The sequence below is a fragment of the Flavobacterium sp. LM4 genome (genome assembly GCF_002017935.1).
GTDB lineage: Bacteria > Bacteroidota > Bacteroidia > Flavobacteriales > Flavobacteriaceae > Flavobacterium > Flavobacterium chungangense.
Map to the genome: position 1 here is coordinate 184689 of NZ_MUFW01000005.1, position 25166 is coordinate 209854.

General features: G+C 32.3%; 22 protein-coding genes and 1 pseudogene. 13 read left to right on the top strand and 10 right to left on the bottom strand.

The window, feature by feature from the left end; all coding sequences use genetic code 11:
• Positions 1-10: 10 nt before the first annotated feature.
• Both BXU10_RS22190 and BXU10_RS22195 read right to left on the bottom strand, forming a co-directional pair.
• Positions 11-520, bottom strand: a complete 510-nt coding sequence (locus BXU10_RS22190; RefSeq protein WP_078229653.1) for a hypothetical protein — start codon at positions 518-520, stop codon at positions 11-13.
• A 6-nt stretch (positions 521-526) separates the two neighbouring features.
• A complete protein-coding gene (locus tag BXU10_RS22195) occupies positions 527-1636 on the bottom strand; it encodes a lactonase family protein (protein ID WP_078229654.1) in 1110 nt (369 codons plus the stop codon).
• Positions 1637-1846: 210 nt separating this feature from the next.
• On the opposite strand from BXU10_RS22195, the gene BXU10_RS22200 reads away from it, so the two are divergent.
• The 5 genes from BXU10_RS22200 (at position 1847) to BXU10_RS22220 (ending at position 6864) form a co-directional block, all read left to right on the top strand.
• Positions 1847-3775 carry a BatA and WFA domain-containing protein gene (locus tag BXU10_RS22200; protein ID WP_078229655.1) on the top strand — a complete coding sequence of 643 codons (1929 nt, stop codon included), beginning with the start codon at positions 1847-1849 and terminating at the stop codon, positions 3773-3775.
• A gap of 192 nt (positions 3776-3967) precedes the next feature.
• Positions 3968-5221, top strand: coding sequence for a dihydroorotase family protein (locus BXU10_RS22205; protein ID WP_078229656.1), 1254 nt, complete (start codon positions 3968-3970; stop codon positions 5219-5221).
• A gap of 4 nt (positions 5222-5225) precedes the next feature.
• Positions 5226-5552, top strand: a complete 327-nt coding sequence (locus BXU10_RS22210) for a membrane protein (RefSeq protein WP_031454902.1) — start codon at positions 5226-5228, stop codon at positions 5550-5552.
• A gap of 70 nt (positions 5553-5622) precedes the next feature.
• On the top strand, positions 5623-6267 hold the full coding sequence (locus BXU10_RS22215) for an alpha/beta hydrolase (protein ID WP_078229657.1): 645 nt from the start codon (positions 5623-5625) through the stop codon (positions 6265-6267).
• 30 nt (positions 6268-6297) lie between these two features.
• Positions 6298-6864, top strand: coding sequence for a hypothetical protein (locus BXU10_RS22220; protein ID WP_078229658.1), 567 nt, complete (start codon positions 6298-6300; stop codon positions 6862-6864).
• Positions 6865-6916: 52 nt separating this feature from the next.
• Here the strand turns inward: BXU10_RS22220 and BXU10_RS22225 are convergent, their stop codons facing one another.
• Positions 6917-7420, bottom strand: coding sequence for a hypothetical protein (locus BXU10_RS22225; protein ID WP_078229659.1), 504 nt, complete (start codon positions 7418-7420; stop codon positions 6917-6919).
• A 13-nt stretch (positions 7421-7433) separates the two neighbouring features.
• On the bottom strand, positions 7434-8198 hold the full coding sequence (locus BXU10_RS22230; protein ID WP_078229660.1) for an MBL fold metallo-hydrolase: 765 nt from the start codon (positions 8196-8198) through the stop codon (positions 7434-7436).
• A gap of 91 nt (positions 8199-8289) precedes the next feature.
• Here BXU10_RS22230 and BXU10_RS22235 point away from each other — a divergent pair, with 91 nt between their 5' ends.
• The 7 genes from BXU10_RS22235 (at position 8290) to BXU10_RS22265 (ending at position 18528) form a co-directional block, all read left to right on the top strand.
• Positions 8290-9747, top strand: coding sequence for a nicotinate-nucleotide adenylyltransferase (locus tag BXU10_RS22235; protein ID WP_031454907.1), 1458 nt, complete (start codon positions 8290-8292; stop codon positions 9745-9747).
• Between the two features lie 142 nt (positions 9748-9889).
• A complete protein-coding gene (locus tag BXU10_RS22240) occupies positions 9890-10417 on the top strand; it encodes an NADPH-dependent FMN reductase (RefSeq protein ID WP_078229661.1) in 528 nt (175 codons plus the stop codon).
• Positions 10417-11397, top strand: a complete 981-nt coding sequence (locus tag BXU10_RS22245) for a transglutaminase domain-containing protein (RefSeq protein ID WP_078229662.1) — start codon at positions 10417-10419, stop codon at positions 11395-11397. The genes BXU10_RS22240 and BXU10_RS22245 overlap by 1 nt, the downstream gene beginning before the upstream one ends.
• A 90-nt stretch (positions 11398-11487) precedes the next feature.
• Positions 11488-12660: a nicotinate phosphoribosyltransferase gene (pncB, locus tag BXU10_RS22250; RefSeq protein WP_078229663.1), complete on the top strand. Its 1173-nt coding sequence runs from the start codon at positions 11488-11490 to the stop codon at positions 12658-12660.
• Positions 12661-12825: 165 nt separating this feature from the next.
• Entirely contained in the window at positions 12826-14700 is a 1875-nt protein-coding gene (locus BXU10_RS22255) for a DNA topoisomerase IV subunit B (RefSeq protein WP_078229664.1), read from the top strand.
• A 12-nt stretch (positions 14701-14712) separates the two neighbouring features.
• Positions 14713-15780 carry a YhcG family protein gene (locus BXU10_RS22260; protein ID WP_078229665.1) on the top strand — a complete coding sequence of 356 codons (1068 nt, stop codon included), beginning with the start codon at positions 14713-14715 and terminating at the stop codon, positions 15778-15780.
• Between the two features lie 30 nt (positions 15781-15810).
• Complete coding sequence (locus BXU10_RS22265; RefSeq protein WP_078229666.1) at positions 15811-18528, top strand: DNA gyrase/topoisomerase IV subunit A; 2718 nt, start codon at positions 15811-15813, stop codon at positions 18526-18528.
• Between the two features lie 95 nt (positions 18529-18623).
• Here BXU10_RS22265 and BXU10_RS22270 read toward each other — a convergent pair.
• Positions 18624-19525, bottom strand: a pseudogene (locus BXU10_RS22270) (IS1595 family transposase).
• A gap of 63 nt (positions 19526-19588) precedes the next feature.
• Positions 19589-20041 carry a thioredoxin-dependent thiol peroxidase gene (gene bcp, locus BXU10_RS22275; RefSeq protein ID WP_078229667.1) on the bottom strand — a complete coding sequence of 151 codons (453 nt, stop codon included), beginning with the start codon at positions 20039-20041 and terminating at the stop codon, positions 19589-19591.
• Between the two features lie 222 nt (positions 20042-20263).
• Between bcp and nth the strand changes: the two genes are divergently transcribed.
• Positions 20264-20920, top strand: coding sequence for an endonuclease III (gene nth, locus BXU10_RS22280; protein ID WP_078229668.1), 657 nt, complete (start codon positions 20264-20266; stop codon positions 20918-20920).
• Between the two features lie 19 nt (positions 20921-20939).
• Here nth and BXU10_RS22285 read toward each other — a convergent pair whose 3' ends face one another.
• The 4 genes from BXU10_RS22285 to BXU10_RS22295 all read right to left on the bottom strand — a co-directional run bounded on the left by BXU10_RS22285 (position 20940) and on the right by BXU10_RS22295 (position 24930).
• Positions 20940-22001: a tetratricopeptide repeat protein gene (locus BXU10_RS22285; protein WP_078229752.1), complete on the bottom strand. Its 1062-nt coding sequence runs from the start codon at positions 21999-22001 to the stop codon at positions 20940-20942.
• 569 nt (positions 22002-22570) lie between these two features.
• Positions 22571-23635: a lipopolysaccharide assembly protein LapB gene (locus tag BXU10_RS22290; protein ID WP_223255536.1), complete on the bottom strand. Its 1065-nt coding sequence runs from the start codon at positions 23633-23635 to the stop codon at positions 22571-22573.
• Between the two features lie 516 nt (positions 23636-24151).
• Positions 24152-24295: a hypothetical protein gene (locus tag BXU10_RS25095; RefSeq protein ID WP_167343425.1), complete on the bottom strand. Its 144-nt coding sequence runs from the start codon at positions 24293-24295 to the stop codon at positions 24152-24154.
• Between the two features lie 50 nt (positions 24296-24345).
• Positions 24346-24930 (bottom strand): RNA polymerase sigma factor, encoded by a 585-nt coding sequence (locus tag BXU10_RS22295; protein WP_031454918.1) that lies wholly within the window; start codon positions 24928-24930, stop codon positions 24346-24348.
• Positions 24931-25166: the final 236 nt, after the last annotated feature.

The window sequence follows — 25166 nt, forward strand, 5'->3', positions numbered from 1 at the left end:
AATTTTTATTTTATAATAATTCCAAAATTAGAATTCCAATTGTGGTTGAAGCAAAGATGCTTGACCAAAGCCAAATTTTCTGGTATTTGTCTACACCCAACTCTTCTTTGACAGCATTCTGATTTAATGTTATATATAGAAAGAACATTATACTCCCGCTTATTATTAGTGTCAAAAAATAATTCAAATTTATACTTTCATAATGTGTAGCAAAATCAGATAATAAATTAATCGCAGCGGTGCAGAACGTTAAAATCACAAAAGCCTGTGTAAATATCCATGCAAAAACATTTTTGATCATAAAACCTATTCCGCCAATTAATAGCAATAACCAACGAAAAATATCATAAAATAAAACGTCTTTTTGAGGAATTCCTCCACCAATCATTTTATAAGAATCATAGGCAAACAATTCATGCCAGTGAGAAACCAATAAATCTACATTTTTAAAAATGAAAACAATCGAAATAATTATTAAAATGTAACCTAAATTACTTAAAATTTTAGCAGAAACATTCATATCTATTTACTTAGTAAAAACCAGTCCAACCGGCGAACACAATTCTATTTTCTTTCCAGTATTAGTAAGTTTTCCTGTAACCTTATCCCTTTTAAATATAATAATTTCATTGGTATGCTGATGCCCAACTAAGAGATAATTACCTGTGGGATCAATAGCAAAATCCCTTGGTCCTTTTCCTAACGTACTTTGTTGTTCTACCAATTGGATATTTCCATTTTTAAGAATCTTGTAAACTGAGATATTATTGGCATCGACACGATCTGTTACATATAAAAATTTTCCATCAGGCGAAATTTTAATTGCTGCAGCACCTGTACCTCCTTTAAAATCTTTAGCAAGAATACTGGTTTCGGCAATCTTCTTTAAACTTCCGCTTTTGTCATAGCTAAAAGTCGTCAGCGTTGCATCTAATTCCTGAATTAAGTACATAAATTTACCATCCTTACTAAAAGTCAAATGCCGTGGACCGCTTCCTGCCTTTACATCAACACTTTCCTTTAATTTTAAAATATCGTGTGCCGCACCCGGATTATATGTATAGATAAAAACTTTATCCAAACCTAGATCACTGGCTAAAACAAACTTTTTATCCGGAGAAAAAGCCACCATATGCATATGAGCTTTTTCCTGACGTGCTTCATTTGGTCCTTTGCCTTCATGCTGAATTAATTGCTGCGCTTCTGTAATGCTCCCGTCTGCATTTTTCTTAAATACAGCAATGTTTCCGCCTGAATAATTAGCTGCAATTACATTTTTACTATCATTGATCAAATGACAGGGATCTGCACCTAAAGCATCATTTTTATTTATTAATTTTATTTTACCACTTTTAGAATCGTAACTAAAAGCACTGACAGTACTTTGATTACCATTCTCATTTACGGCATAAACAAATTTATTATCTGCAGAAACTGATAAATAACTTGGACTTACAGCGTTTTCTGAAGATTTTTTTAATTTAAAATCCCCTGAGTCAGCATTGAATTCATAAATATAAATTCCTTTGCTCTCGCAAGTATTGGTATAGGTTCCTACCAATAAATTAAACTTATTCTGAGCTTTTGAAGAAATAACTGCCAAAGCTGAAAATAATATTAGATACATTCTTTTCATATTATAAAGTGGTTTTTTGAATTAGCTAAAATAGGCAATAATATCTTTTTCGACAGATTTTTCCGTTATAAATGAATTTTGAAAAGTTATATTATTCAAATATCTTTTGAATAAAAAGTTTTGCTTTGCAGGCTTTAACTCTCAACAAATTTGTATTTTTGGCAGGCACATTTGCATACAAATAACATAGTGAAATAAATCAAAGCCTGAATGCATTTTAAAAATCCCGAAATTCTATACTTTCTGTTCTTATTGATTGTTCCAATTTTGGTTCATTTGTTTCAATTACGACGATTTAAAACTTCTTATTTTACCAATGTCCGGTTTTTAAAAGAACTTGCCATTCAAACCCGTAAAAGTTCTAAAATAAAGAAAAGACTATTATTAGCAACACGTTTACTATTACTAACTTGTGTTATTCTGGCTTTTGCACAGCCTTTTTTTGAAGCAATTGACAGTAAAAATTCAGCAAACGAAATGTACATTGTCCTTGATAATTCCTTTAGCATGCAGGCCAAAGGGAAAAAAGGTGAATTATTAAAACGTGCTGTTCAGGAACTTTTAGAAAACACACCAGAAACTGCTAAATTTTCACTGCTAACCAATACCGAAAACTTTTGGAACACAGATATTAAATCGGCTAAAAGTTCACTGCAGAATCTAAAATACAGTGCAACTCCATTTGAACTTTCAGCAATAACTGCGAAGATAAAAGCACACAAATCGGCAAATAAAAAAGATATTGTCATTATTACAGATGCCGTTGGTTTAGCAGAAAAAGATGTGAAAAATATCGATTTTGACGAGAAACCCTATTTTATAATTCCGGAAGCAGAACAAAAAAACAACATTTCAATCGACAGTGTTTTTATCAGTCAGACTTTAGAAAATTTCTACGAAATAGGAATTAATTTATCGGCATACGGCGAAGATTTTAAACCCGTTTCCATGGCATTATACAATCAGAAAAAGCTTATTGCCAAAACGATTATTAATTTTGATTCAAAGAAAAAGAAAGTCAATTTCACGATTCCAAAAGAAGCTTTTCATGGTTATGTAGTGATTGAAGATAACGGTCTTTCTTATGACAATACACTTTTTTTCAGTATTTCGAAAGCTAAAAAAACAAATGTTATTAGCATCGGAGAACCAGAAAAAAGCAATTTCTTATCCAGGATTTATACTCCTGCAGAATTCAATTACAACAATTACTCCATCAGTTCTTTAGATTACAATAGCTTAGAAAAGCAAAACACTATAATTCTGAATGAATTAACTGAAATTCCACAGGCCTTGCAGACGACTTTAAAAGCTTTTGTTTCAAAAGGCGGTAATCTGGTTGTTATTCCTTCTGAAAAAAGTTCAGTTTCAAATCTGAATACTTTTTTAGCAAATTTTGGAAAAATTCAATTCAACAATCTAAAAACGGAAAGTAAACAAATTACGAAAATCAATTTCGACCATCCTCTTTTTTCAGGTGTTTTTGAAAATAAAATAACGAATTTCCAGTATCCAAAAACAAATTCCTCTTTTGATATTTCAAGTCCGTACCCGGCAGTTTTATCTTATGAAGATCAAAGTCCTTTTGTAAGCATGCTTCAGAATCCGGTTGCAGGAATTACTGTTTTTTCAGCTCCTGTAAATTCAGGGAATTCTAATTTTCAGCAATCTCCGCTAATAGTTCCCTTATTTTATAAAATGGGGCAAAACAATCAAAAAACAGGTGTAAACGCCCTGACAATTGGTAATAATCAGCCTTATTTTGTGGATGTTTTACTGAGCAAAGATGCCATCTTAGAAGTTAAAGGAACGGAAGATTCATTCATCCCAATTCAGCAAATATTGAATAATAAGGTTAAACTAACTTTCAATGATTTTCCGGACACAGCTGGAAATTACAGCGTTTTTGATAAAAAAGAATCAGTTGAAAACCTGAGTTTCAATTACAAACGAAGTGAAAGCGACCTGAGTCAGGTAAACACAAATGTAGTTTCAGATTTTAAAACTGCTGATACAATTTCGACCATTTTCAACACCTTACAAACTGAACGCACAGACAGCCAAATTTGGAAATGGTTTGTTATCTTTGCACTGTTATTTTTAGCATTAGAAATGGCGATTATTAAATTCGTGAAGTAAAATCAAAGCTCTATATAAATTAAACACATAGAAACATAGATTTTAAAACTTAAAAAGGCGTTTCACTTTTTTGAAATTCACATAGCTATGTGCAAATGATTTATCATTTATTTTGTCTTAGCGAAGAAAGAAAAACTATGTTTCTATGTGTTTAAAAATTACGATTCCAATTTAAAATAAATTTATCTACATATGAAAATAATCATCAGAAGCGCCAAAATTATCGATTCAAAAAGTCCGTTTCACAATCAGACAGTTGATCTTTTAATTGCAGATGGTTTAATTGAAAAAATAGGAACATCCATTCTTGACATTGACGATACAATAGAAGTTAAGTTTGATAATTTACATCTTTCCCAAGGTTGGTTTGACAGCAGTGTTTCGTTTGGAGAACCGGGTTACGAAGACAGAGAAACTATCGCAAATGGGTTGAATGTTGCAGCAAAAAGCGGATTTACAGCTATTGCTTTACAACCCAACTCCTTTCCTGTAATTGATAATCAATCACAGGTGAATTTTGTAAAAAATAAAGCAAATGGTTTTGCCACAGAACTCTTTCCTATTGGTGCTTTAACCAAAGCCAGTGAAGGAAAAGATATGGCCGAATTGTTTGATATGAAAAAATCGGGAGCCATCGCTTTTGGAGATTACAATAAAAGTCTTGACAATGCCAATCTGCTAAAAATAGCCCTACAATATGTTCAGGATTTTGATGGTCTGGTAATTGCATATTCCCAGGATGCTAATATAAAAGGAAATGGAGTAGCAAATGAAGGAATTGTTTCAACCAGATTAGGTTTAAAAGGAATTCCAAATCTGGCCGAAGAATTGCAAATCGCCCGAAATTTATTTTTACTGGAATACACTGGAGGCAAACTTCACATTCCAATTATTTCTACAGCAAAATCAGTTCAATTGATTAGAGAAGCAAAAGCGAAAGGCTTAAACGTAACCTGCAGTGCATCTGTCCATCATTTGGTTTTAACCGATGAAAAACTGGACGGTTTTGATACACGTTTTAAAATCACTCCGCCACTAAGAACAGAACTTGACAGACAAGCATTACTTAACGGAATCACAGATGGAACAATTGATTTAATTACATCTGACCACAATCCAATTGATATTGAATTTAAAAAAATGGAATTTGATACTGCCAAAAACGGAACTATTGGCTTAGAAAGTGCTTTTGGAGCTTTATTAACGGTTTTGCCTTTAGAAACTGTAATTTCAAAATTAACTTCAGGAAGAGAAGTGTTCGGTTTAGAAAGTAATACAATCGAAGAAGGTGCAAAAGCTAATTTCACATTTTTTACTCCGGAAGGAAAATCGACTTTTACAAAAGAAAACATCCTTTCAAAATCTAAAAATTCTGCTTTTTTAGGAACTGAAATCACAGGTTCTGTTTATGGAATATTAAATCAAAATCAACTTATTACAAAATAAAAAAATGAATAATACAGTCGAAGAAGGAAAACCAATTGCTATTACAAGTTATATTCTAATTATTGGCGTTTTGATTGCCATGAGTATGAATTCTGAAAATAAAAACAGCTTTGCTTCTTTTCATATCCGCCAGGCCGCAGGTTTATCAATTACTTTTATTTCCCTGGCCTTAATTATCAGTCCTTTCGACAGTTTTTTTATCACTTTCCCCATGTGGATTTTTGTATCTGTTTTATGGGCTTACGGAATTTTTAGTGCTATTCAGGGCCACACAAGACCAATGCCTTTGGTTGGCGGACTTTTCCAGAAATGGCTTAAAAGTATCGGGTAAACAGAATATCAAAATTAAAAACCGGATTTCGAACCCAACTGAAGCATAAAACTATAATACTTACAAAAAAATGAATCTATCTTTAGAATATAAAATACAAACCCCAAAAGTAATCCTGGACAAAAACCCTGTATTGCTATTATTACACGGATACGGCAGTAACGAAGCTGATCTGTTTTCGTTTGCTACTGAACTTCCTGATAATTATTACATTATTTCAGCAAGAGCCCCTTATGATTTACAATATGGTGCCTATGCCTGGTATGCCATTAATTTTGACGCTGATCAGAATAAATTTTCAGACAATGAACAAGCCAAAACCTCACGAGATATAATTGCAAATTTCATAGATGAATTAATTGCGAAGTATCCTATTGATCCAAATAATGTTACTTTAGTAGGATTCAGTCAGGGTTCGATTTTAAGTTATTCAGTAGCAATTTCTTATCCTGAAAAAATTCAGAGAGTGGTAGCAATGAGTGGTTATTTTAACGTAGAAATTATTAAGGACGGTTTCGAGAAAAACGATTTTAAAAACCTGAAAATATTCGCTTCGCACGGAACTGTCGATCAGGTCATTCCAATTGATTGGGCCAGAAAAACACCAGCTATTTTAGAAAATTTAAATATTCCTGTTACTTATAAGGAATATCCTGTTGGACATGGCGTGGCTCCGCAAAATTTCTTTGATTTTAAGAATTGGCTGGAAAATTAGCCCTAATAAGCAATTTGCAAGAAATACATTATGAGTAATTATAACATTATTAATTCCAGAAATATTTTTATAATTACTCTTATTGTCATCCCGTTAACTATTTTATCCGTTTGGATTTTAGGTTTAGGATTTGATAATTCACTCTTCAAAAATTCATTAATCTCTACCTCGATTTTATCTCTTTCTTTCTTTTTGTTTATCTCAATCGGATTATATAAAGGAATTAAAATCAAACATAATTTAGGAGAACTCGAACAGGAAAATATATTTTTTCAAAAAAACATTGCTGTTGAAACTGATATTCCGGAGGTTGGAGATGGAATTATTGAAATTATATTTAGTATAATTTTATGGCTGATTGTTTCTATGGTAGCCAGCTATTTACTTTGGGCTTTTGAAACTATATTATGGATTACAATCTTAAATTTTATCGGAATACTGTATTGGATTTTTTTCAGGGCATTGAGACTCGTTTTTAAAAAATCATCTGTTTATAAAAGTAATTTTTCAAAAAGTATTTTATATGGCTTTAGTTTTACTATAATCTATAACTTCTGGATTTATGCCATCATTTTTATGACTCATCATGTTTTCTAATTCAAATAGAATTTTGTTGTCAAAAAAAAAAAAAAAATAGGATTAAAAAATCCTATTTTTGATATAACCAGTTCTGATTTACCTCAAAAGTTATATTTTCCTTATCATCAACAAAGTATTTCAGCAATACCTCTCCCCATAATTCGCCGTTGCTATAATCAGCAATTATCCATCTGTGATTTAATATTTTAACCTTATTAATAATAAATTTGTTCGAACCAATTTTATCCTGTCCTGTATAAGGATTCCCATTTGGATTTGCATTTAAGTCCAGTAATTTTTCAGTAACGACCGGAATCAGTTTTTCATATAAAATTACTTTTCCACCTGTTGCACTGTTATCAAAATAATTTTGGGCGTTTTCATTGTTTTCCAACGAAAAATAATTTGATTCTGCCAGTTTTGTCGAAACTGTAGTTATGCTGTCTCTAAGCTTTTTGGTCGTTTTATCATATCTGTCCTTCTCAAATTTTATTTCTCTGCTGTAAAACATGTAAGTAAAAATATTCATTAGGATTGCTAATAAAAAAAGATAAAGCATTAAGGATTTCTTCATTTTGTAGGTATAATTAAATTGTAATTTCTAAGTTATCATAAGCAAGGAAAACATTCTCAGGAAGTTGATTCTGGACTTCTTCATGAAATCCCAAAACATGGCTAATATGCGTCAAATAAGCTTTTTCAGGTTTTACTAAATTGATAAAATCAAGTGCTTCCTGCAAATTAAAATGGGTATCATGGGGTTCTACGCGCAAAGCATTTACAACCAAAACTTTCAGGTTTTTTAATTTCTCAATTTCAGTCTTTTCGATGGTTTTTACATCTGTCAAATAAGCAAAATCATCTATTCTGTATCCAAAAACCTGTAAATCTCCGTGCATTACATTTATCGGGACAGCCATTTTATCACCAATTGCAAAAGGTTTGTCATTGATTACTTCAATAGTTTTTACACTTGGTGCTCCTGGATATTTATTTACAGTTTCAAAAACATAATCAAAACGGCGTTTAAGATTATCAATCACACGCTGATGTGCGTAAACAGGAATTTCACCTTGTCTGAAATTATACGGACGAATATCATCCAATCCAGCTGTATGATCAGCATGCTCATGTGTAAATAAAATGGCATCAAGTTTTCGACAGCCGCAGGAAAGCATTTGCTGTCTGAAATCAGGACCGCAATCTACAACATACGAATGTTCGTCCCATGTGATCCAAATAGACACACGAAGCCTTTTATCTTTAGAATCTGTGCTTTTGCAAACAGGGTGATCAATCCCAATAATGGGAATACCTTGAGAAGTACCGGTACCTAAAAAATAGATCTTCAATTGAACTTGTTTTTTTTACAAAAATAGGGATTATTTCTCTTTCATTAGAACGCTAATTTACTAACTTTGTAACAAATCTATTTAAAATAAAATGGGTACAGAAATAAAACTCAAAGGTGACAAGGTCATCGCTCAGATTCCTTCCATAAAAGACAAAGCGCTACGCATTAATTTAAACGAGAATATTTACGGAACTTTTGCTGAAATTGGCGCTGGACAAGAAACAGTTAGACATTTTTTCAGATCCGGAGGTTCATCAGGAACAATTGCAAAAGCAATGTCTGCTTATGATAAAGATTTTAGTGATGCTGTTTACGGAACTGAAAGTGACGGACGCTACGTAACTGAAAACCGACTCAAAAAAATGTTAACCTTTGAAGGGGAACTGATTGAAGAACGTTTAAGCAGAGAAAAACACCCAAACAAACTTTTTTTTAGTTACGCCAACACTGTTGCCACTATAGATTTTGCCAAACAATTTAAAGGTCACGGCTGGGTTGGAATACGATATCAGATTGAACCAGACGAGGCTTACAACGAAATTATTCTGCATATTCGTTTTAAAGAAACTGACGCCCGATTACAACAGGAAACACTTGGAATTCTAGGCGTTAATTTAATTTACGGCGCATTCTATAAATACAATGATCCTAAACGATTACTTCGTTATTTATATGATCACTTAGATAAAGATCAGCTGGAAATAGACACTATTAATTTCTCAGGACCTCGTTTTGCAGATGTTGATAATCGTTTGATGAGTTTGCAACTGGTTAAAAATGGTATGACAGATGCCGTAATGTTTAATCCTGAAGGAAAAAACGTTTTACCGGCTGCCGTTTTATACAAAAAAAATCTTCTTGCCTTTAGAGGAAGTTTCCGTCCGGTCACCAATGTAAATCTTGATATGTATGAGAAATCATTAAAAATGTTTCTCGAAGAAAATAAGGTTGAAAAAGATAATACTTTAGTAGTTTTTGAAATTACACTTTCAAATTTACGATCAGATGGTGAAATTGATGAGCGTGATTTTATGGACAGAGCTGAATTACTTTGTTCATTAGGCCAAACCGTTATGATTTCTAATTTTCAGGAATACTATAAAGTCGTTGAATATTTCTCTAATTATACCAAAGCTCGTATGGGACTTGCAATGGGCGTGAATAATTTGGTTGATATATTTGATGAGAAGTATTACCGTCATTTAAGTGGCGGAATCCTTGAAGCTTTTGGAAAATTATTCTATCGTGATATGAAAGTATTTTTATATCCGATGTTGGGTGAAAATGGAGAAATTATCACTTCTGAAAACCTAAAAGTACATCCTAGAATGAAGGAGTTATATAAATTCTTTAAATTCAACGGAAAAGTAGTCGATATTGTAGATTATAATCCTAATATTTTAAATGTATTCTCTCGCGAAGTTTTAAAAATGATTAGTCATGGAACATCCGGCTGGGAACCTATGCTTCCATCAGGAGTTGCTGAAATTATCAAAGAGCATCACCTTTTTGGGTATCATCCACAAAAGGAATTAGAGCAGAATTAAGCCAAATTATATTGATTAAAAATCCTAAAAAGTCTAAAAAAGAGCGATTCTTTTTTGGACTTTTATTTTACCGAACTTATTTCCTTTAAGCCGTTTTTGATTATAATTTAATTTCATTACTTTTAATAAAAATTAAAAAAACATGAAAATTATAGCCTTTGCAGGAAGCAACAGCCAACAGTCGATCAATAAACATTTAGCAAGTTATGCTGCAAATCAATTTGAAAATGCCGAAGTAGAAGTTTTAGATTTGAATGATTTCGCAATGCCTGTATTCAGTGTTGATTTAGAAAAAGAAATTGGCCAGCATGAAATTGCAAAATCATTTCTAAAAAAAATCGAAAGCGCTGATATTTTGGTTGTTTCTCTGGCTGAAAATAATGGCAATTATTCTGCTGCCTTTAAAAACGTATTCGATTGGAGCTCCAGAGTTGTCAAGGATGTTTTTCAGCAAAAACCAATGCTTTTGATGGCAACTTCTCCGGGAGCAAGAGGCGGCGCTTCGGTTTTAGAAATTGCAAAAACCGCTTTCCCAAGATATGGAGCTCAGGTAAAAGGTCTTTTTTTACTTCCTTCTTTCAATTCAAATTTTGATTTAGAAAAAAATGAAATCTCAAATCCGGAATTTGATCATGAACTAAAAACAATTGTAAAAAACAGTTTCAATTAATGAAAATAAAACAAATAGTTTTAGCCTTTATTTTTTTTAATGCCATTTTCCTGCACACCTCCTATTCTCAAAAATATAGTGCTGTCGATAATATCGTTTTAAAATATCCTAAAAACTTTAGCAATACACAAGAATTAGCTGAAAGAATCGAAAAAGATTTCAAATCAGATTATGACAAAGCAAGAGCTATTTACAGCTGGATGGCTTTTAATATAAAATATGATTTTAATGCTTTTTTAAATCCGTCAAAAACACAAAGTTTCTCTTATCGCACGGAAGACGAAAAAGAACGAAAAATACAAGAATTTAATACTCAAATACTTCAAAAAGCATTCAAATCTGAAAAAGCAGTTTGCGAAGGTTTTACACTTTTATTTCAGCATTTAGCATCATTAGTTAGAATTAAATCACAAATCATTAAAGGGGATTCGAAAACAAGATTAGTTGATATAGGTCGAAAAAACACCTCTTCAAATCACGCCTGGAATACAGCTTTAATTGATGGAAAATGGCGTTTAATTGATGTGACCTGGGGACAAGGATATTATGACAATAATAAAGGTAAAATGGTAAAAGATTTTGACCCGGTTTATTTTGATACAGACCCCGATTACTTTTTCGCAAAACATTTTCCTGACTCCGGATCTTTTCTCGGCAAAAAATTAAACAAAGATGACTTTTTAAACGGACCTTTAATTTACAACAGAGCAATTGCCGGGGATAATAAAATAATCGCACCGAAATCCGGAATAATTGAAGTCAATAGTGGTGAAAAAACAACTTTTCTGATCAAAAATATTTCAAAATCTGATCCCTTTTATTATTTAAACAAAAAGAACCAACCCGTTCGGGTAGTAAATTCAAAAGAAAAAAGAGGTGGCTTAGAATTTCAGGTTACTTTTGATAAAACTATCGGAGATTATATTACATTTTATCTGGATACAAATAGTATTGCTTCCTTTAAAGTAATTTCTAAGTAGTTATTGTTTCATCGCTAACTATATCTCTTTCTTATTTTACGGAATTAGCGTAACTTAGCAATTAGTGATAAAACATTAACGGCCTGAATTATGGAAACAACTTTTTTAAAATCAATCTTAGATAATGATTTCTATAAATTTACAATGCAGCATGCCGTAATCAGGCTTTTTCCAAAAGCAAAAGTCCGTTATGGTTTTATCAATCGTGGCAAGCATGTTTTTCCTGCTGGTTTTGCAGATTTTATTCGCCGTTCTGTAGATGCAATGGCAGATCTTCGTTTAACGAAAGAAGAAAAAAGTTATCTGACACATTATTGCCCTTACCTTGATCCAACTTATTTAGATTTTCTGCAAGGATATAGTTTTGATCCGTCTGAAGTGCATATTACACAAGAAGGTACTGATATAAAAATCACAATAGAAGGTTTTTGGTACCGGACAATTTTATGGGAAGTGCCTTTGATGTCTTTAATCTCAGAGCTTTTTTATAAATCAAATCATTTAATTCGCTTAAATGATGATGCCATAAAAGAAGTGACCAAAAACAAAATTGACAATTACAATAAACTCGGAGTTTCAATTTTAGAATTTGGTACAAGACGCCGTCATTCCTATCAAGTACACGAATTAGTTAATGAAACACTGAGAATGTATGGTGGGCAAAGCTTCATGGGAACTAGCAATGTGCACTTTGCAATGATCAACAACCGCAGACCTTTAGGAACGCACGCACATGAATGGTTTATGTTTCATGCTGCACAATATGGCTTTAAAATGGCTAATTCAATTAGTCTGGAACATTGGACACAAGTTTACGGAGGTGACCTCGGAATTGCGCTCACCGACACATACACAACAAATATATTTTTTAGTCAATTTGATAAAAAATACTCCAAACTTTTTGATGGAGTACGACATGATAGCGGCGACCCGGTTGAGTTTGCCCAAAAAGTGATTTCGCATTATACAAAAATGGGAATTGATCCAAAATCGAAAGCGATTGTTTTCTCAGATTCATTGAATTTTGATAAGGTAAAAATTATATCGGACTTCTGTAAAGACAAAATCAAAATGTCTTTTGGAATTGGAACCAATTTTACCAATGATGTTGGTTTGCCATCTATGAATATGGTTATAAAATTAGTTGAAACAAAACCGGATCATGCAAGCTGGCAAGGCGTTGTAAAACTCTCTGACGAAAAAAACAAAAACACGGGAACACCTGAAATGATTGCTTTGGCAAAACAAGTTCTCGGCATCTGACTTTGATTTTTTTGGTTTCAAAACCAATTTTTCATATTTTTAACGGTTCCTCTTTTTCAGAATCAATAAATTACTTTTTTTAGGCATTTTATTGATAACTTTAAAATAATACGCTTTCATTTTTTATGCAGAAATGGTACATTAGCCAAAAATCCAAATTCATTTATGCTAGAGCAAAATCAATATAACGAAGATAATATTAGATCACTCGATTGGAAAGAGCATATTCGTATGCGCCCCGGAATGTATATCGGAAAATTGGGAGACGGATCTTCGCCGGATGACGGTATTTATATTCTTTTAAAAGAAGTTTTAGACAACTGTATTGATGAGTTCGTTATGGGCTCGGGAAAAACTATTGAAGTCACGATCAAGGACAAAACGGTTTCAGTTCGTGATTACGGACGCGGAATTCCGTTAGGAAAAGTAGTTGACGTAGTTTCAAAGATGAATACCGGAGGAAAGTATGATTCTAAAGCTTTCCAGAAATCAGTTGGTTTGAATGGTGTCGGAACAAAGGCGGTTAATGCTTTATCGAATTATTTTCGTGTAGAGTCTGTTCGTGATGAAAAGCAAAAAGCTGCAGAGTTTTCAGGAGGAAATCTGGTTTTAGAAGAAGATGTAATTGAAACAACAAAGCGTAAAGGAACAAAAGTAACTTTTACGCCAGATGAAACGATCTTCAAAAACTATAAATTCCGTATGGAATATGTGATTAAAATGGTTAAAAATTATTGTTACTTAAACAATGGTTTAACTATTATTTTCAACGGAGAAAAATATATTTCTGAGAATGGTCTTCGTGATTTATTGGAAGAAACGATTAGTGAAGAAGACTTGGAATATCCAATCATTCATTTGAAAGATCATGATATCGAAATCGCTTTAACGCACAGTAAAACACAATACAGCGAAGAATATCACTCTTTTGTAAATGGTCAGAATACTACACAGGGTGGAACGCACTTAGCCGCATATCGTGAAGCAATTGTAAAAACGATTCGTGAGTTTTATAACAAAAATTTCGAAGCTTCCGATGTTCGTAAATCGATTGTGAGTGCAATTAGCATTAAAGTGATGGAACCCGTTTTTGAGTCTCAGACCAAAACTAAACTGGGTTCGACAGATATGGGTTCTGATGACGGAACACCGGCAGTTTCTGTTCGTACTTTTGTAAACGATTTTGTTAAGAACAAATTAGACAATTACTTACACAAAAATCCGCCAACAGCAGAAGCATTATTACGCAAGATTCTACAGGCTGAACGCGAAAGAAAAGAATTATCAGGGATTCGTAAATTGGCTACAGATCGTGCTAAAAAAGCCAATCTTCACAATAAAAAATTAAGAGATTGCCGTGCACATCTTCCGGATACAAAAAATCCTCGAAATTTAGAAAGCACACTTTTTATTACCGAGGGAGATTCGGCTTCCGGATCGATTACAAAATCTCGTGATGTAAATACACAGGCCGTTTTCAGTTTGCGTGGAAAGCCTTTGAACTCCTACGGAATGACAAAGAAAATCGTGTATGAAAATGAAGAATTCAATTTACTGCAAGCTGCTTTGGATATCGAAGATGGTTTAGAAAAATTGCGTTACAACAACATCGTAATCGCAACCGATGCCGATGTCGATGGAATGCACATTCGTTTGTTACTGATAACTTTCTTTTTGCAATTTTTCCCAGAATTAATCAAAGAAGGACATTTATATATTTTACAGACACCACTTTTCAGGGTTCGGAATAAAAAGGAAACCATTTATTGTTATTCTGAAGAAGAAAGAAAAGATGCGATTGAAAAGTTAAAACCAAAACCGGAAATCACCAGATTTAAAGGTTTGGGTGAGATTTCCCCAGATGAGTTCAAAAACTTTATTGGAGAAACCATTCGATTAGATCCAATTATGATGGATAAAAATACTTCGATAGAGCAATTATTGTCATTTTATATGGGGAAAAATACTCCGGACAGACAAGAGTTTATTATTAAGAATTTGAAGGTGGAATTGGATACGATTGAAGATGTTGCTATTTAAAAAAACATAATATTGTCAAACGATCTTCAAAATAAAATTATATTTAAGCAAGTAGTCGAGTTACTTCAAAATGCCCGACAACAAGTTTTGCGTACAGTAAATTCAACGATGACAGCTACCTACTATGAAATTGGAAAAATCATTGTTGAGGAAGAACAGAATGGAAAGAATCGAGCTGAATATGGAAAACAGTTATTAAAAGGACTTTCTGAAAAATTGACAAGGGAATTAGGTAAAGGATTTTCGATTAGAAATTTAGAATTTATAAGGAAATTTTATTTAACATATTCAAATTCCGTAACACTGACTCGAATTTTAGAAAATCAAAATGCCCCATCACTTGAAGAAGATTTGAAAATTGAAAAAACGAAATCACTGATTTCGTTTTTCCAATTAACTTGGACTCACTACATTTTTTTGATGGGAATTGATGACGAAAAAGAAAGGCGCTTTTACGAAATAGAATCAGAAAAGTATAATTGGAGTGTTCGGGAATTAAAACGTCAGTACGATTCGGCACTTTATACTCGATTAACTTTAAGCAGGGATAAAGAAGGAATTCTAAAACTTTCGGAAGAAGGTCAAATTATTGAAAAGCCAAAAGACATTATTAAAGATCCTTACATCCTTGAATTTTTAGGTTTACCCGAATTACATCAATATTCGGAATCTCAATTAGAAGAGGAAATAATAAATAAATTAGAACATTTTTTATTAGAATTAGGTCATGGTTTTACTTTCGTAGCAAGACAAAACAGAATTACTTTTGATGATAAACATTTCAGAATTGATTTAGTTTTCTACAATAGAATATTAAGATGTTTTGTTCTTATTGATTTGAAAATAGGAGAATTAAAACATCAGGATTTAGGGCAGATGCAAATGTATGTCAATTATTATGACAGAGAGATTCGTTTGGAAGACGAAAATAAAAGCATAGGAATTGTGCTTTGTCAGAACAAAAGTGAAGCAGTTGTAAAATACACTTTACCAGAAAATAACGAACAAATTTTTGCAAGTAAATATAAAACGGTTTTACCAAGCGTTGAAGTTTTAAAACAACTCATCGAAAACAAATAATATTAAAATTATAATTTCGAATATAATTAAATGAAAGACGAAGAAGACGACAACATAATTCCAAACGACGACGAGAATAATTCAGAAGAAAATCCGCTTGATGAAAATCAAGAAGGAGATGACGAAATTATTGATGTAGATGCCAGGCAATTTGAAGGACAGCATTTTTACGAAAATCAGGAAGAAGAAGGTGAAGATGTAATCACGAAAGTAACCGGTATGTACAAAGACTGGTTTCTGGATTATGCTTCGTACGTAATTTTGGAACGTGCAGTTCCCGCTATTGAAGATGGTTTTAAACCGGTTCAGCGTCGTATTATGCACTCTTTGAAAGAGCTGGATGATGGCCGTTATAATAAAGTTGCCAATGTAGTAGGTCACACCATGCAGTATCACCCACACGGAGATGCGAGTATTGGTGATGCCATGGTGCAAATTGGTCAAAAAGATTTACTGATTGACTGCCAGGGAAACTGGGGAAATATACTAACGGGAGACGGTGCAGCAGCTTCGCGTTACATTGAAGCACGTTTGTCTAAATTTGCTTTGGAGGTTTTATATTCTCCGAAAATTACCGATTGGGGCGTTTCATACGATGGTCGTCGTGCAGAGCCAAACAATCTTCCCGTTAAATTCCCATTGCTTTTGGCACAGGGAGCAGAGGGTATTGCGGTTGGACTTTCGACTAAAGTTTTGCCTCACAACTTCAATGAGTTAATTGATGCTTCGATTAAAATCTTAAAAGGAAAACCGTTTACACTTTATCCTGATTTTATGACACAAGGTATTGCCGATGTGTCTAATTATAATGATGGACTTCGTGGCGGACGTGTGCGTGTGCGTGCTAAAATTGCTCAATTAGACAAAAATACATTAGTAATTACGCAAATTCCGTTTTCAACTAATACCACAACTTTGATTGACAGTATTTTGAAAGCCAATGAAAAAGGCAAAATCAAAATCAAGAAAATTGAAGACAACACGGCGGCAGATGTTGAGATTTTAATTCATCTTTTCCCGGGTGTTTCTCCGGATAAAACAATCGACGCTTTATTTGCGTTTACAGCCTGTGAAACATCTGTAGCACCTTTAGGTTGTGTAATTGAAGACAATAAACCATTGTTTATCGGGGTTTCTCAAATGTTGAAAATTTCGACAGAAAGAACTGTTGATTTACTTCGTCAGGAATTAGAAATTCAATTAGAAGAATTAAAAAATAAATGGCATTTTTCTACTTTAGAAAAAATCTTCATTCGTGAAGAAATGTATATTGATTTCAAATTGTACGGCGACAGAGAATCGCTTTACAAATATTTGTATGATCGATTTGAGCCTTTCAAAAAATCATTCGTAAGAGAAATTACAGATGAAGATTTGCAAAGACTTACTCAGATTCCGATGATTCGTATCACTCGTTTTGACTCTGATAAAGCCGATGAATTAATCTCAAGATTAGAGGAAGAAATGAAAGAGGTACAATACAATCTGGAACATCTTACCGATTTTGCAATTGCCTATTTTACCAAATTAAAAGAGAAATACGGAAAAGGCCGCGAGCGTCAGACGGAGTTGCGAATTTTTGACAATGTTGAAGCAACAAAAGTTGTTTTAAGAAATACAAAATTATTCGTAAACAGAGAAGAAGGATTCGTAGGAACCAGCTTAAAGAAAGACGAATATGTAGCAGACTGCTCTGATATAGACGATGTAATTGTATTTTTGCGCGATGGTACGATGATGATTACGAAAGTTGATGCAAAAACGTTTGTAGGCAAAGACATTATACATATTGCGGTATTTGATAAAAGCGATAAACGTACCATTTACAATATGATTTACCGTGACGGAAAATCAGGTCCTTCTTATATCAAACGTTTTAATGTGTCGGGAGTAACCAGAGACAAAGCCTACGATTTAACGAATGGAACCAAAGGTTCACAGGTAGTTTATTTTTCACATAACCCGAACGGCGAAGCCGAAGTTGTTACCATCTTGCTAAGACAAATAGGAACTATTAAAAAATTAAAATTCGATATAGATTTTGCAGGCCTGGCAATTAAAGGCCGTGCTTCAAAAGGAAATTTGGTTACAAAATATCCGATCAAGAAAATCGAATTAAAAGAAAAAGGAATTTCGACTTTACTGCCAAGAAAAGTTTGGTTTGATGATACCGTAAAACGTTTGAATGTTGATGCCAGAGGAGAATTGCTTGGCGAATTTAAACCAAGCGACAAGATTTTAGTCATAAGCCAATCAGGAAAATTAAAAGTAATTATTCCGGAGTTATCAACTCATTTTGAAGAGGATATGATTGTTCTTGAAAAATGGAAACCTAAGAAACCAATTTCTGCCATTTATTATGATGGTGAAAAAGAGCGCTACTTCTTAAAACGTTTCCTTGTAGAAAATGAAGGCAAAGAAGAAAGTTTTATTACCGATCACCCGAACTCGCAATTAGAAATTGTATCTACAGATTATCGTCCGGTAGCACAATTGGTCTTTGCAAAAGTAAAAGGTATTCAAAAAGAAGATCTTCATATTGATATTGAAGATTTTATAGCCGTAAAAGGTTTTAAAGCCTTAGGCAATCAATTAACAACCGATAAATTAAGACAAGTTAATTTATTGGATCCGCTTCCATACGAAGAACCAGTTGAAGAAGTTCCTGAAAAACCTGAAATATCAGACGACGATCCGGTTGAAACAGAGTTAGATGACGATGGTCAGATTGGTTTGGTTTTAGAATAATATTTTAAAATAGAAATATAATATCAAAATGCCCTTTATGAAAGGGCATTTTTATTGGACTTTACTTTTATTATTTATTGATTATCCGTTTTTAGTCATAACCCTGTGATGCTTGCTAACTAGCCTGTCGAATAATTTTTCCTCAAAATACCTCCTATTAAGCTTGTAAACGAACTCATTTAGGTATTTGAAGATATTTTCCTTTAATTTTATGGAAATTTCCTAGGAAATTTCTTTTTGCATTACTAATTGCAATATGAACCCATCTTAAAGTTTCTGTGGTTGTTTCTTTATTGGATTTTTCAGTTATATGAATTTCTACATATTCTGCAATGTCTATATATGAAGTACTCTTGTCTGTAAAAAGGATACTTTTTTCAGAAATAGATTCCTGTATAGTTTGATTTATTTGCTCCGATGTATGATCCGTTAAAACCTTTGCTTTAAAATACCTGCACTGATTTGATTTTTCACCCGTTTCTATATCTTCTAAAACGGTAGATTCTGCCATAATTGCAACGTTAGATTTCCCAACAGCACCACGTCCACGAATTCCTTTTTCTTGTTCTATTTCAGTAGATTCAATTGTAAAATAACCCTCGTCAAATTCAATCATTCCTTCCAAAGTATAGCGTGCATCTCTATTTCCCATTGCTTTTCGAAGTTTATGAACCATAGACCAAACTGGCTCGTAACGTTTCAATCCCAATTGTTTTTGAATTTCTTTACTCGAAAATCCTTTTTTTGTTGCCGTTAATAAAAATATAGTTTTGTACCAAACCAAAAATGATAAATTCGAACTTTGCATTATCGTTCCACTACGTAATGAAATTCGACTTCTACATTTTTTACATTCATAGCTCCATCTGCTTTTTATCCAAAAATGTTCTGTGCTTCCGCATTTACATTGAACTCCGATCTTATCTCTTTCTTCTTTAAAATGAAGTCGGCAAGATTCTTCGCTTCCAAAATTTGCAGTAAAATTGAATATATTCATCGCTTTTTTTTATCAAAAATAAGGCTTTTTATTCAATTATGAGTAATTACGGATAATCAAATATTATTTTAAAATTTGTGCAGCATGTTCTTTCGTTTTAACCTGAGAAATAACCTCATCAATAATTCCATTTTCATCGATTATGAAAGTCGTTCTGTGGATTCCGTCATATTCTTTTCCCATGAATTTCTTTGGTCCCCAAACGCCAAATGCATTGATTACTGATTTATCCTCATCTGCCAAAAGCGGAAAAGGAAATTCGTATTTGTCTTTGAACTTCAATTGTGCTTTCTGACTGTCTGCGCTTACTCCCAAAAGTTCGTAATTATTGGCTTTAAAACGCTCAAAATTATCTCTTAAATCACATGCTTCTGTAGTACAGCCCGGTGTGCTTGCTTTTGGGTAAAAGAAAACTACTAATTTTTTTCCGGCATAATCTGATAATTTATGCGTTTTTCCATCCTGATCTGTTCCTGAAAAATTTGGCGCTTTATCTCCTTTTTGTAATGTTGTCATCTTTTATAATTGTTAATTATCAATTGTTAATTTTTTCTGCCCCGGATTAAAGTGAAAACCCCGGAATTGTGAAAGTTTATATTTTTTGCATTAAGAAAGCGACCGGAGGAAGCTCTTGTTAATGCAAAAAAATGTTACTTTAACAATGAGGAGTTGAAACGGAAAGCCGGATTAGGCACATCATTAAAATTATGCTATTTTTACGGCATTAAAAATACGGAAATGAATAAAGAAGCCCGCGTACAATTTGTTATAAATACGTTAAAAGAACTCTACCCTACTATACCTGTACCACTAGATCACAAAGATCCTTATACCTTATTGATAGCCGTTTTACTTTCGGCGCAATGCACGGATGTACGTGTTAACCAGATTACACCGTTGCTTTTTGCAAAGGCTGATAATCCGTATGATATGATTAAAATGTCGATTGAAGAAATTAAGGAAATTATTCGCCCCTGCGGGTTATCGCCAATGAAATCGAAAGGAATTCATGGTTTGTCACATATTTTGATTGACAAGCACAACGGAGAAGTTCCACAGAGTTTTGAGGCTCTTGAAGCTTTACCGGCTGTTGGGCATAAAACAGCAAGTGTTGTGATGTCACAGGCATTTGGAGTCCCGGCTTTTCCTGTTGATACGCATATTCACAGACTCATGTACAGATGGAATCTCTCAAACGGAAAAAATGTAGTTCAGACAGAAAAAGATGCAAAAAGATTGTTTCCAAGAGAATTATGGAATGACCTGCATTTGCAGATTATTTGGTACGGCCGTGAATATTCACCTGCACGTGGATGGAGCCTGGAAAAAGATATTATTACCAGAACTATTGGTAAAAAATCAGTAATAGAAGAAGCTGCCCAAAAGAAAATTTAGCAGCTTCTTTATATATTATTTACTTATTTTTCAAAGCATTATATTCGTTAGTCATTTCCAAAGCTCTGTATATACCCAAAAGTGATTTTTTAGCTTCTTCATTGCCTGGCTCGATAATTAACGCTTTTTTAAGGTACGGAATTGCACTTTTTACAATTTCATCTTTTTTAGCATTTAATTCATCATATTGTTTTACTTCTTTCGGAGTATTCCCTAATGCATTCATCTGATCAAACAATGCCTTTTTCAATTCCATTTTGACAAAAACAAGGTTAATGCAACAATTAATACAATTAGGATTTATCTGCAAAGCATCCTGATAGTTTTTTTCTGCATTAGCAAAATCATTTCTTTCTAAATATGAAAAAGCAAGATTAGTCAAAACTTCTTCTCTTTTGGAAGGAGGGGAAAAATTTCTGGGTTTCTCGTAAACACCCTCACTAACCGCCAAATCACGCGCACCTAAAGAAACGAAAGCATCTTCTACTTTTGTCTTTCTATGAGTTGCATAAAAAATAGTTCCTGTTCCTGTATAGTTCCTTTTTTTAAGTTCCTCGTAATATTTAACAGATGAAACATAATCTTTACCTGTTAAAGAAGCAGCTGCTGCATTGTATAAGTTTAAGGTATCTTTTTTATCAAATAAGTACACTTCGTAACTTTTATCAGCACTTTCTTTATATCTGCCTTCTTTAAAATCTTTAATTGCTCCGTTTACCAGTTTAGATTTAATATCTTTTAAAGCTAAATCTGCCTTAAAAGCATATTTATAATGACGTGAATCATTTTCATATAAAAGTACATCCTGATAGGCACCTGAAGCTATTGTAAAATTGTTTTTCGGATCTATATTCTTAGTAGCTAAATCTTTGTAGTTATTTCCTTTTAAATAAAAAAAATCTGATTTAGTTACATCAGGTGCATTGACGATAAGGTATTCTATCTTTTTCAAAATTGTTATTGATTCCTCAATTTTTCCTTTATCATAAAAGGATTGAGCTTCTTTTATTTGATCTTTTTGTGCAAATACACTGATATTAATCAATAACAGAAAGGAAAGTATTTTAATGTTATTTTTCATTTTTTGTTTAGTTTGATTGTTAAATAAATTGGACAATTAAAGTGTTAAACACATTTAAGAAATACAAACAGAACAAAATAAAGTAGTGTAGTTTTTCTTCATAGCTGGTTAAAATATTTATTTATTGTATTATTTTATTTTATATTGACAACTTTTCAGGCGAACAAAATCACATTCGCTGATTTTGCACAAAATAAGGGCTTTTTTTTAATAAACTAAATATAAAAATCAGGCAACCTAACAAAGCACTAAACTTTAACACCTTAATAATAAAAATCATAATTAAAGTATAATTCCTTTAATTAATTAAAAATTTAAACCGCAAATCCTGTTATTTATTGCACTGCAAATTTAAGATTGATTATTCATTTTTATCAAAAAAAATAAAATTATTGCATAAAAAAAGCTCACTATTTGTATTTGTATACGAATAGTGAGCTTAGAACCAAAACGACCCTTTGGTTTTTCTTTCGAAATAAAAAATCCTGATTAAACCAAAGCCTTGAAGTTTAAAAATTAAACTCCTAAGCCTTTTTTGAACAATTAATACCTAATAAAACTCATTTTCATTAATTACTAATTGCCTTTAGAGAATTATACTCTTTTGTCATATCCAGGGATCTGTAAATTCCTAAAAGCATCTTTGTAACGTCTGGATTTTTAGGTTCAATTATAAGCGCTTTCGTAAGATATGGAATCGCGCTTCTTGTAATATCATCTTTTTTTGCTGTTAATTTATCATATTCCAGCATTTCTTTTTTTGAATTTCCTAAAGCATCTATTTTATCTACTATTTCTTTTTTTGATTCTAGCTTTAAATAAGCCAGATTGATGTACGAATCAATATAATTAGGATTTAATTCTAAAAGATAATTGTAGGTCGCCTCTGCTTTGACTAAATCTTTTCTCTCCAAATAAGCATAGGCTAAGTGTTTATTTACCTCGAACTTCCTGGAAGGAATAGCTTCATTTCTTGGTTTTTCATAAAGTCCTTCCTGAATATAGGAATCCCTTGCTTTTGGAGAGATAAAAGCATCTTCTTCTTTTGTTTTCTTATTAGTCGCGTAATAGAGAATGCCATTTCCTGAAAAGTTCATTTTTTTTAACTGCTCATAATACTGGATTGCCAGACCATATTCCTTTGCATTTAAATAGGCAGCAGCAGCATTAAAAAGGTTTAATGTATCTTTTTTATCAAATAAATACACTTTATAACTCTTTTCAGCGCTTTCTTTGAAGTTACCTGCCTTGAAATCAGCTACAGCACCATTGACGAGTTTAGATTTCATATCTTTTAAAGCTATATTAGCTTTTACGGAAAGTTTGTATTTACCCGCTTCATTTTCGTATAAAATCACATCCTGGTAAGATTCTGATGCAGATGAAAAATTATTAGCCGCATCAATATTTTTGATAGCCAAATCCTTTAAAACGTTACCTTTTAAAAAATAAAAATCTGATTTTTCTTCATCCGGCGCATTCAGAATTAGGTATTCTGACTTTTTTAAAATTACAAGCGCCTCTTCTGATTTTCCTTTTTCAAACAAAGATTGGGCATCTTTTATTTGAGGCTTTTGAGAATACACTCCAACATTTATCAATACTATTGATAACATTATAAATTTTAATTTCATGTTTAGATTAGTTTGATGGTTAATAGATTTTGGGCTGCATTTAGATGCAAAACTGTAGGCTTGTAAATCTAATGCGGATTTAAAAGCTTTATCAAACTAGATAGAAAAATTAGGGTAGTTTTTTATCATATCAACAAATTTTATAAGGTTAAACATTATATATATTACAAAAAAAATCATTTTTTTAACTTAATTAAAATTATAAATGCTTTTTTATACAACTTTTTTTAAAGACAATTTATTTTTTATCTAAAAATAGAATTAAAAAATGAAAACACAAATAAAATACAAATTATTTTCCATAAGCCTCTTTAAAAGAAATAATTCCTTACAAGAACAACCTGTTTTAAGACATTCTGTATTACAAATATCTCCAACGCTCTAAAAATGAGATAACTCAGAGATTAAAAATAAAAAAAAACTCACTATTTGTATTGTATACGAATAGTGAGCTTTCAACCAAAACGACCATTTGGTTTTTCTTTCGAATAAACATCCGACAAAGTAGTGGGCTGTTTAATTAGCTATGATCTCAAAACTTTTATTATCGATTTTCACAACTTTTAAAGCTTGTGAATAACTTAATAAAAAAGAAACGACTTCCTTTTTTGGTTTTAAGTCTTTAGAAGCTAATGCTTTCTTAGAGTAAATTTTCGCCATACTATGAAAATGTTTTATACCAGTATAACGCGGCAATATCTAAAATAGTATTAGTTGGTTAAAATAATTTGATGCTTATCTATAATTTTTCTCAAATTCATTAGTGCGTAACGCATCCTGCCTAAAGCGGTATTAATGCTCACACCTGTGAGTTCAGAGATTTCCTTGAAACTCATATCCTGATACATTCGCATTACCAATACTTCTTTTTGATCTTCCGGAAGTTCCTGAATTAGTTTTTTTAGATCAACTTCAACCTGATCAACAATCATTTTACCTTCAATAGTTAAAGAATCATCAGACATAATCGAAAATATCGAAAATTCTTCTGTTTCTCTGTACATTGGCATTTTTTTGGTTTTACGAAAATGATCTACAATTAAATTGTGGGAAATACGCATAACCCAAGGCAAAAATTTACCTTCTTCGTTATATGAATTGGATTTTAAAGTTTTAATAACCTTAATAAAAGTGTCCTGAAAAATATCATTTGAAATATCTCTATCCGCAATCTTAGAATATATGAATCCATATATTTTAGACTCGTGCCTTTTTATTAATGTTGCTAAAGCATTTTCATTGCCTTCAACATAATTTTTAACCAATAGAGCGTCAGGAATATGCAGATCAGCCATAATACTACTTTTTTAGTTTTGTTTAAAATTTGGAGTAATTTTCTAAAAAGTAATTTTATTGTATAGGCTTGTCTTTTTTTGTTTGTTAATATGTGTCCAAATTTAACAAATTTTTATTTTATAAAGCAAATGAATAGAATAATAATTAATAGTAAAATTCGAAATAATATCAATTAATTTTAAATTTTATCGACAAAGTGCTTCCAAATCTTAAATAATTGGAATGTTTTAACAGT

Coding starts and splice junctions, on each gene's coding strand:
- BXU10_RS22190 (WP_078229653.1), bottom strand. CDS start 520: ATGAATGTTTCTGCTAAAATTTTAAGTAATTTAGGTTACATTTTAATA.
- BXU10_RS22195 (WP_078229654.1), bottom strand. CDS start 1,636: ATGAAAAGAATGTATCTAATATTATTTTCAGCTTTGGCAGTTATTTCT.
- BXU10_RS22200 (WP_078229655.1), top strand. CDS start 1,847: ATGCATTTTAAAAATCCCGAAATTCTATACTTTCTGTTCTTATTGATT.
- BXU10_RS22205 (WP_078229656.1), top strand. CDS start 3,968: ATGAAAATAATCATCAGAAGCGCCAAAATTATCGATTCAAAAAGTCCG.
- BXU10_RS22210 (WP_031454902.1), top strand. CDS start 5,226: ATGAATAATACAGTCGAAGAAGGAAAACCAATTGCTATTACAAGTTAT.
- BXU10_RS22215 (WP_078229657.1), top strand. CDS start 5,623: ATGAATCTATCTTTAGAATATAAAATACAAACCCCAAAAGTAATCCTG.
- BXU10_RS22220 (WP_078229658.1), top strand. CDS start 6,298: ATGAGTAATTATAACATTATTAATTCCAGAAATATTTTTATAATTACT.
- BXU10_RS22225 (WP_078229659.1), bottom strand. CDS start 7,420: ATGAAGAAATCCTTAATGCTTTATCTTTTTTTATTAGCAATCCTAATG.
- BXU10_RS22235 (WP_031454907.1), top strand. CDS start 8,290: ATGGGTACAGAAATAAAACTCAAAGGTGACAAGGTCATCGCTCAGATT.
- BXU10_RS22240 (WP_078229661.1), top strand. CDS start 9,890: ATGAAAATTATAGCCTTTGCAGGAAGCAACAGCCAACAGTCGATCAAT.
- BXU10_RS22245 (WP_078229662.1), top strand. CDS start 10,417: ATGAAAATAAAACAAATAGTTTTAGCCTTTATTTTTTTTAATGCCATT.
- pncB (WP_078229663.1), top strand. CDS start 11,488: ATGGAAACAACTTTTTTAAAATCAATCTTAGATAATGATTTCTATAAA.
- BXU10_RS22255 (WP_078229664.1), top strand. CDS start 12,826: ATGCTAGAGCAAAATCAATATAACGAAGATAATATTAGATCACTCGAT.
- BXU10_RS22265 (WP_078229666.1), top strand. CDS start 15,811: ATGAAAGACGAAGAAGACGACAACATAATTCCAAACGACGACGAGAAT.
- bcp (WP_078229667.1), bottom strand. CDS start 20,041: ATGACAACATTACAAAAAGGAGATAAAGCGCCAAATTTTTCAGGAACA.
- nth (WP_078229668.1), top strand. CDS start 20,264: ATGAATAAAGAAGCCCGCGTACAATTTGTTATAAATACGTTAAAAGAA.
- BXU10_RS22285 (WP_078229752.1), bottom strand. CDS start 22,001: ATGAAAAATAACATTAAAATACTTTCCTTTCTGTTATTGATTAATATC.
- BXU10_RS22290 (WP_223255536.1), bottom strand. CDS start 23,635: ATGAAATTAAAATTTATAATGTTATCAATAGTATTGATAAATGTTGGA.
- BXU10_RS25095 (WP_167343425.1), bottom strand. CDS start 24,295: ATGGCGAAAATTTACTCTAAGAAAGCATTAGCTTCTAAAGACTTAAAA.
- BXU10_RS22295 (WP_031454918.1), bottom strand. CDS start 24,930: ATGGCTGATCTGCATATTCCTGACGCTCTATTGGTTAAAAATTATGTT.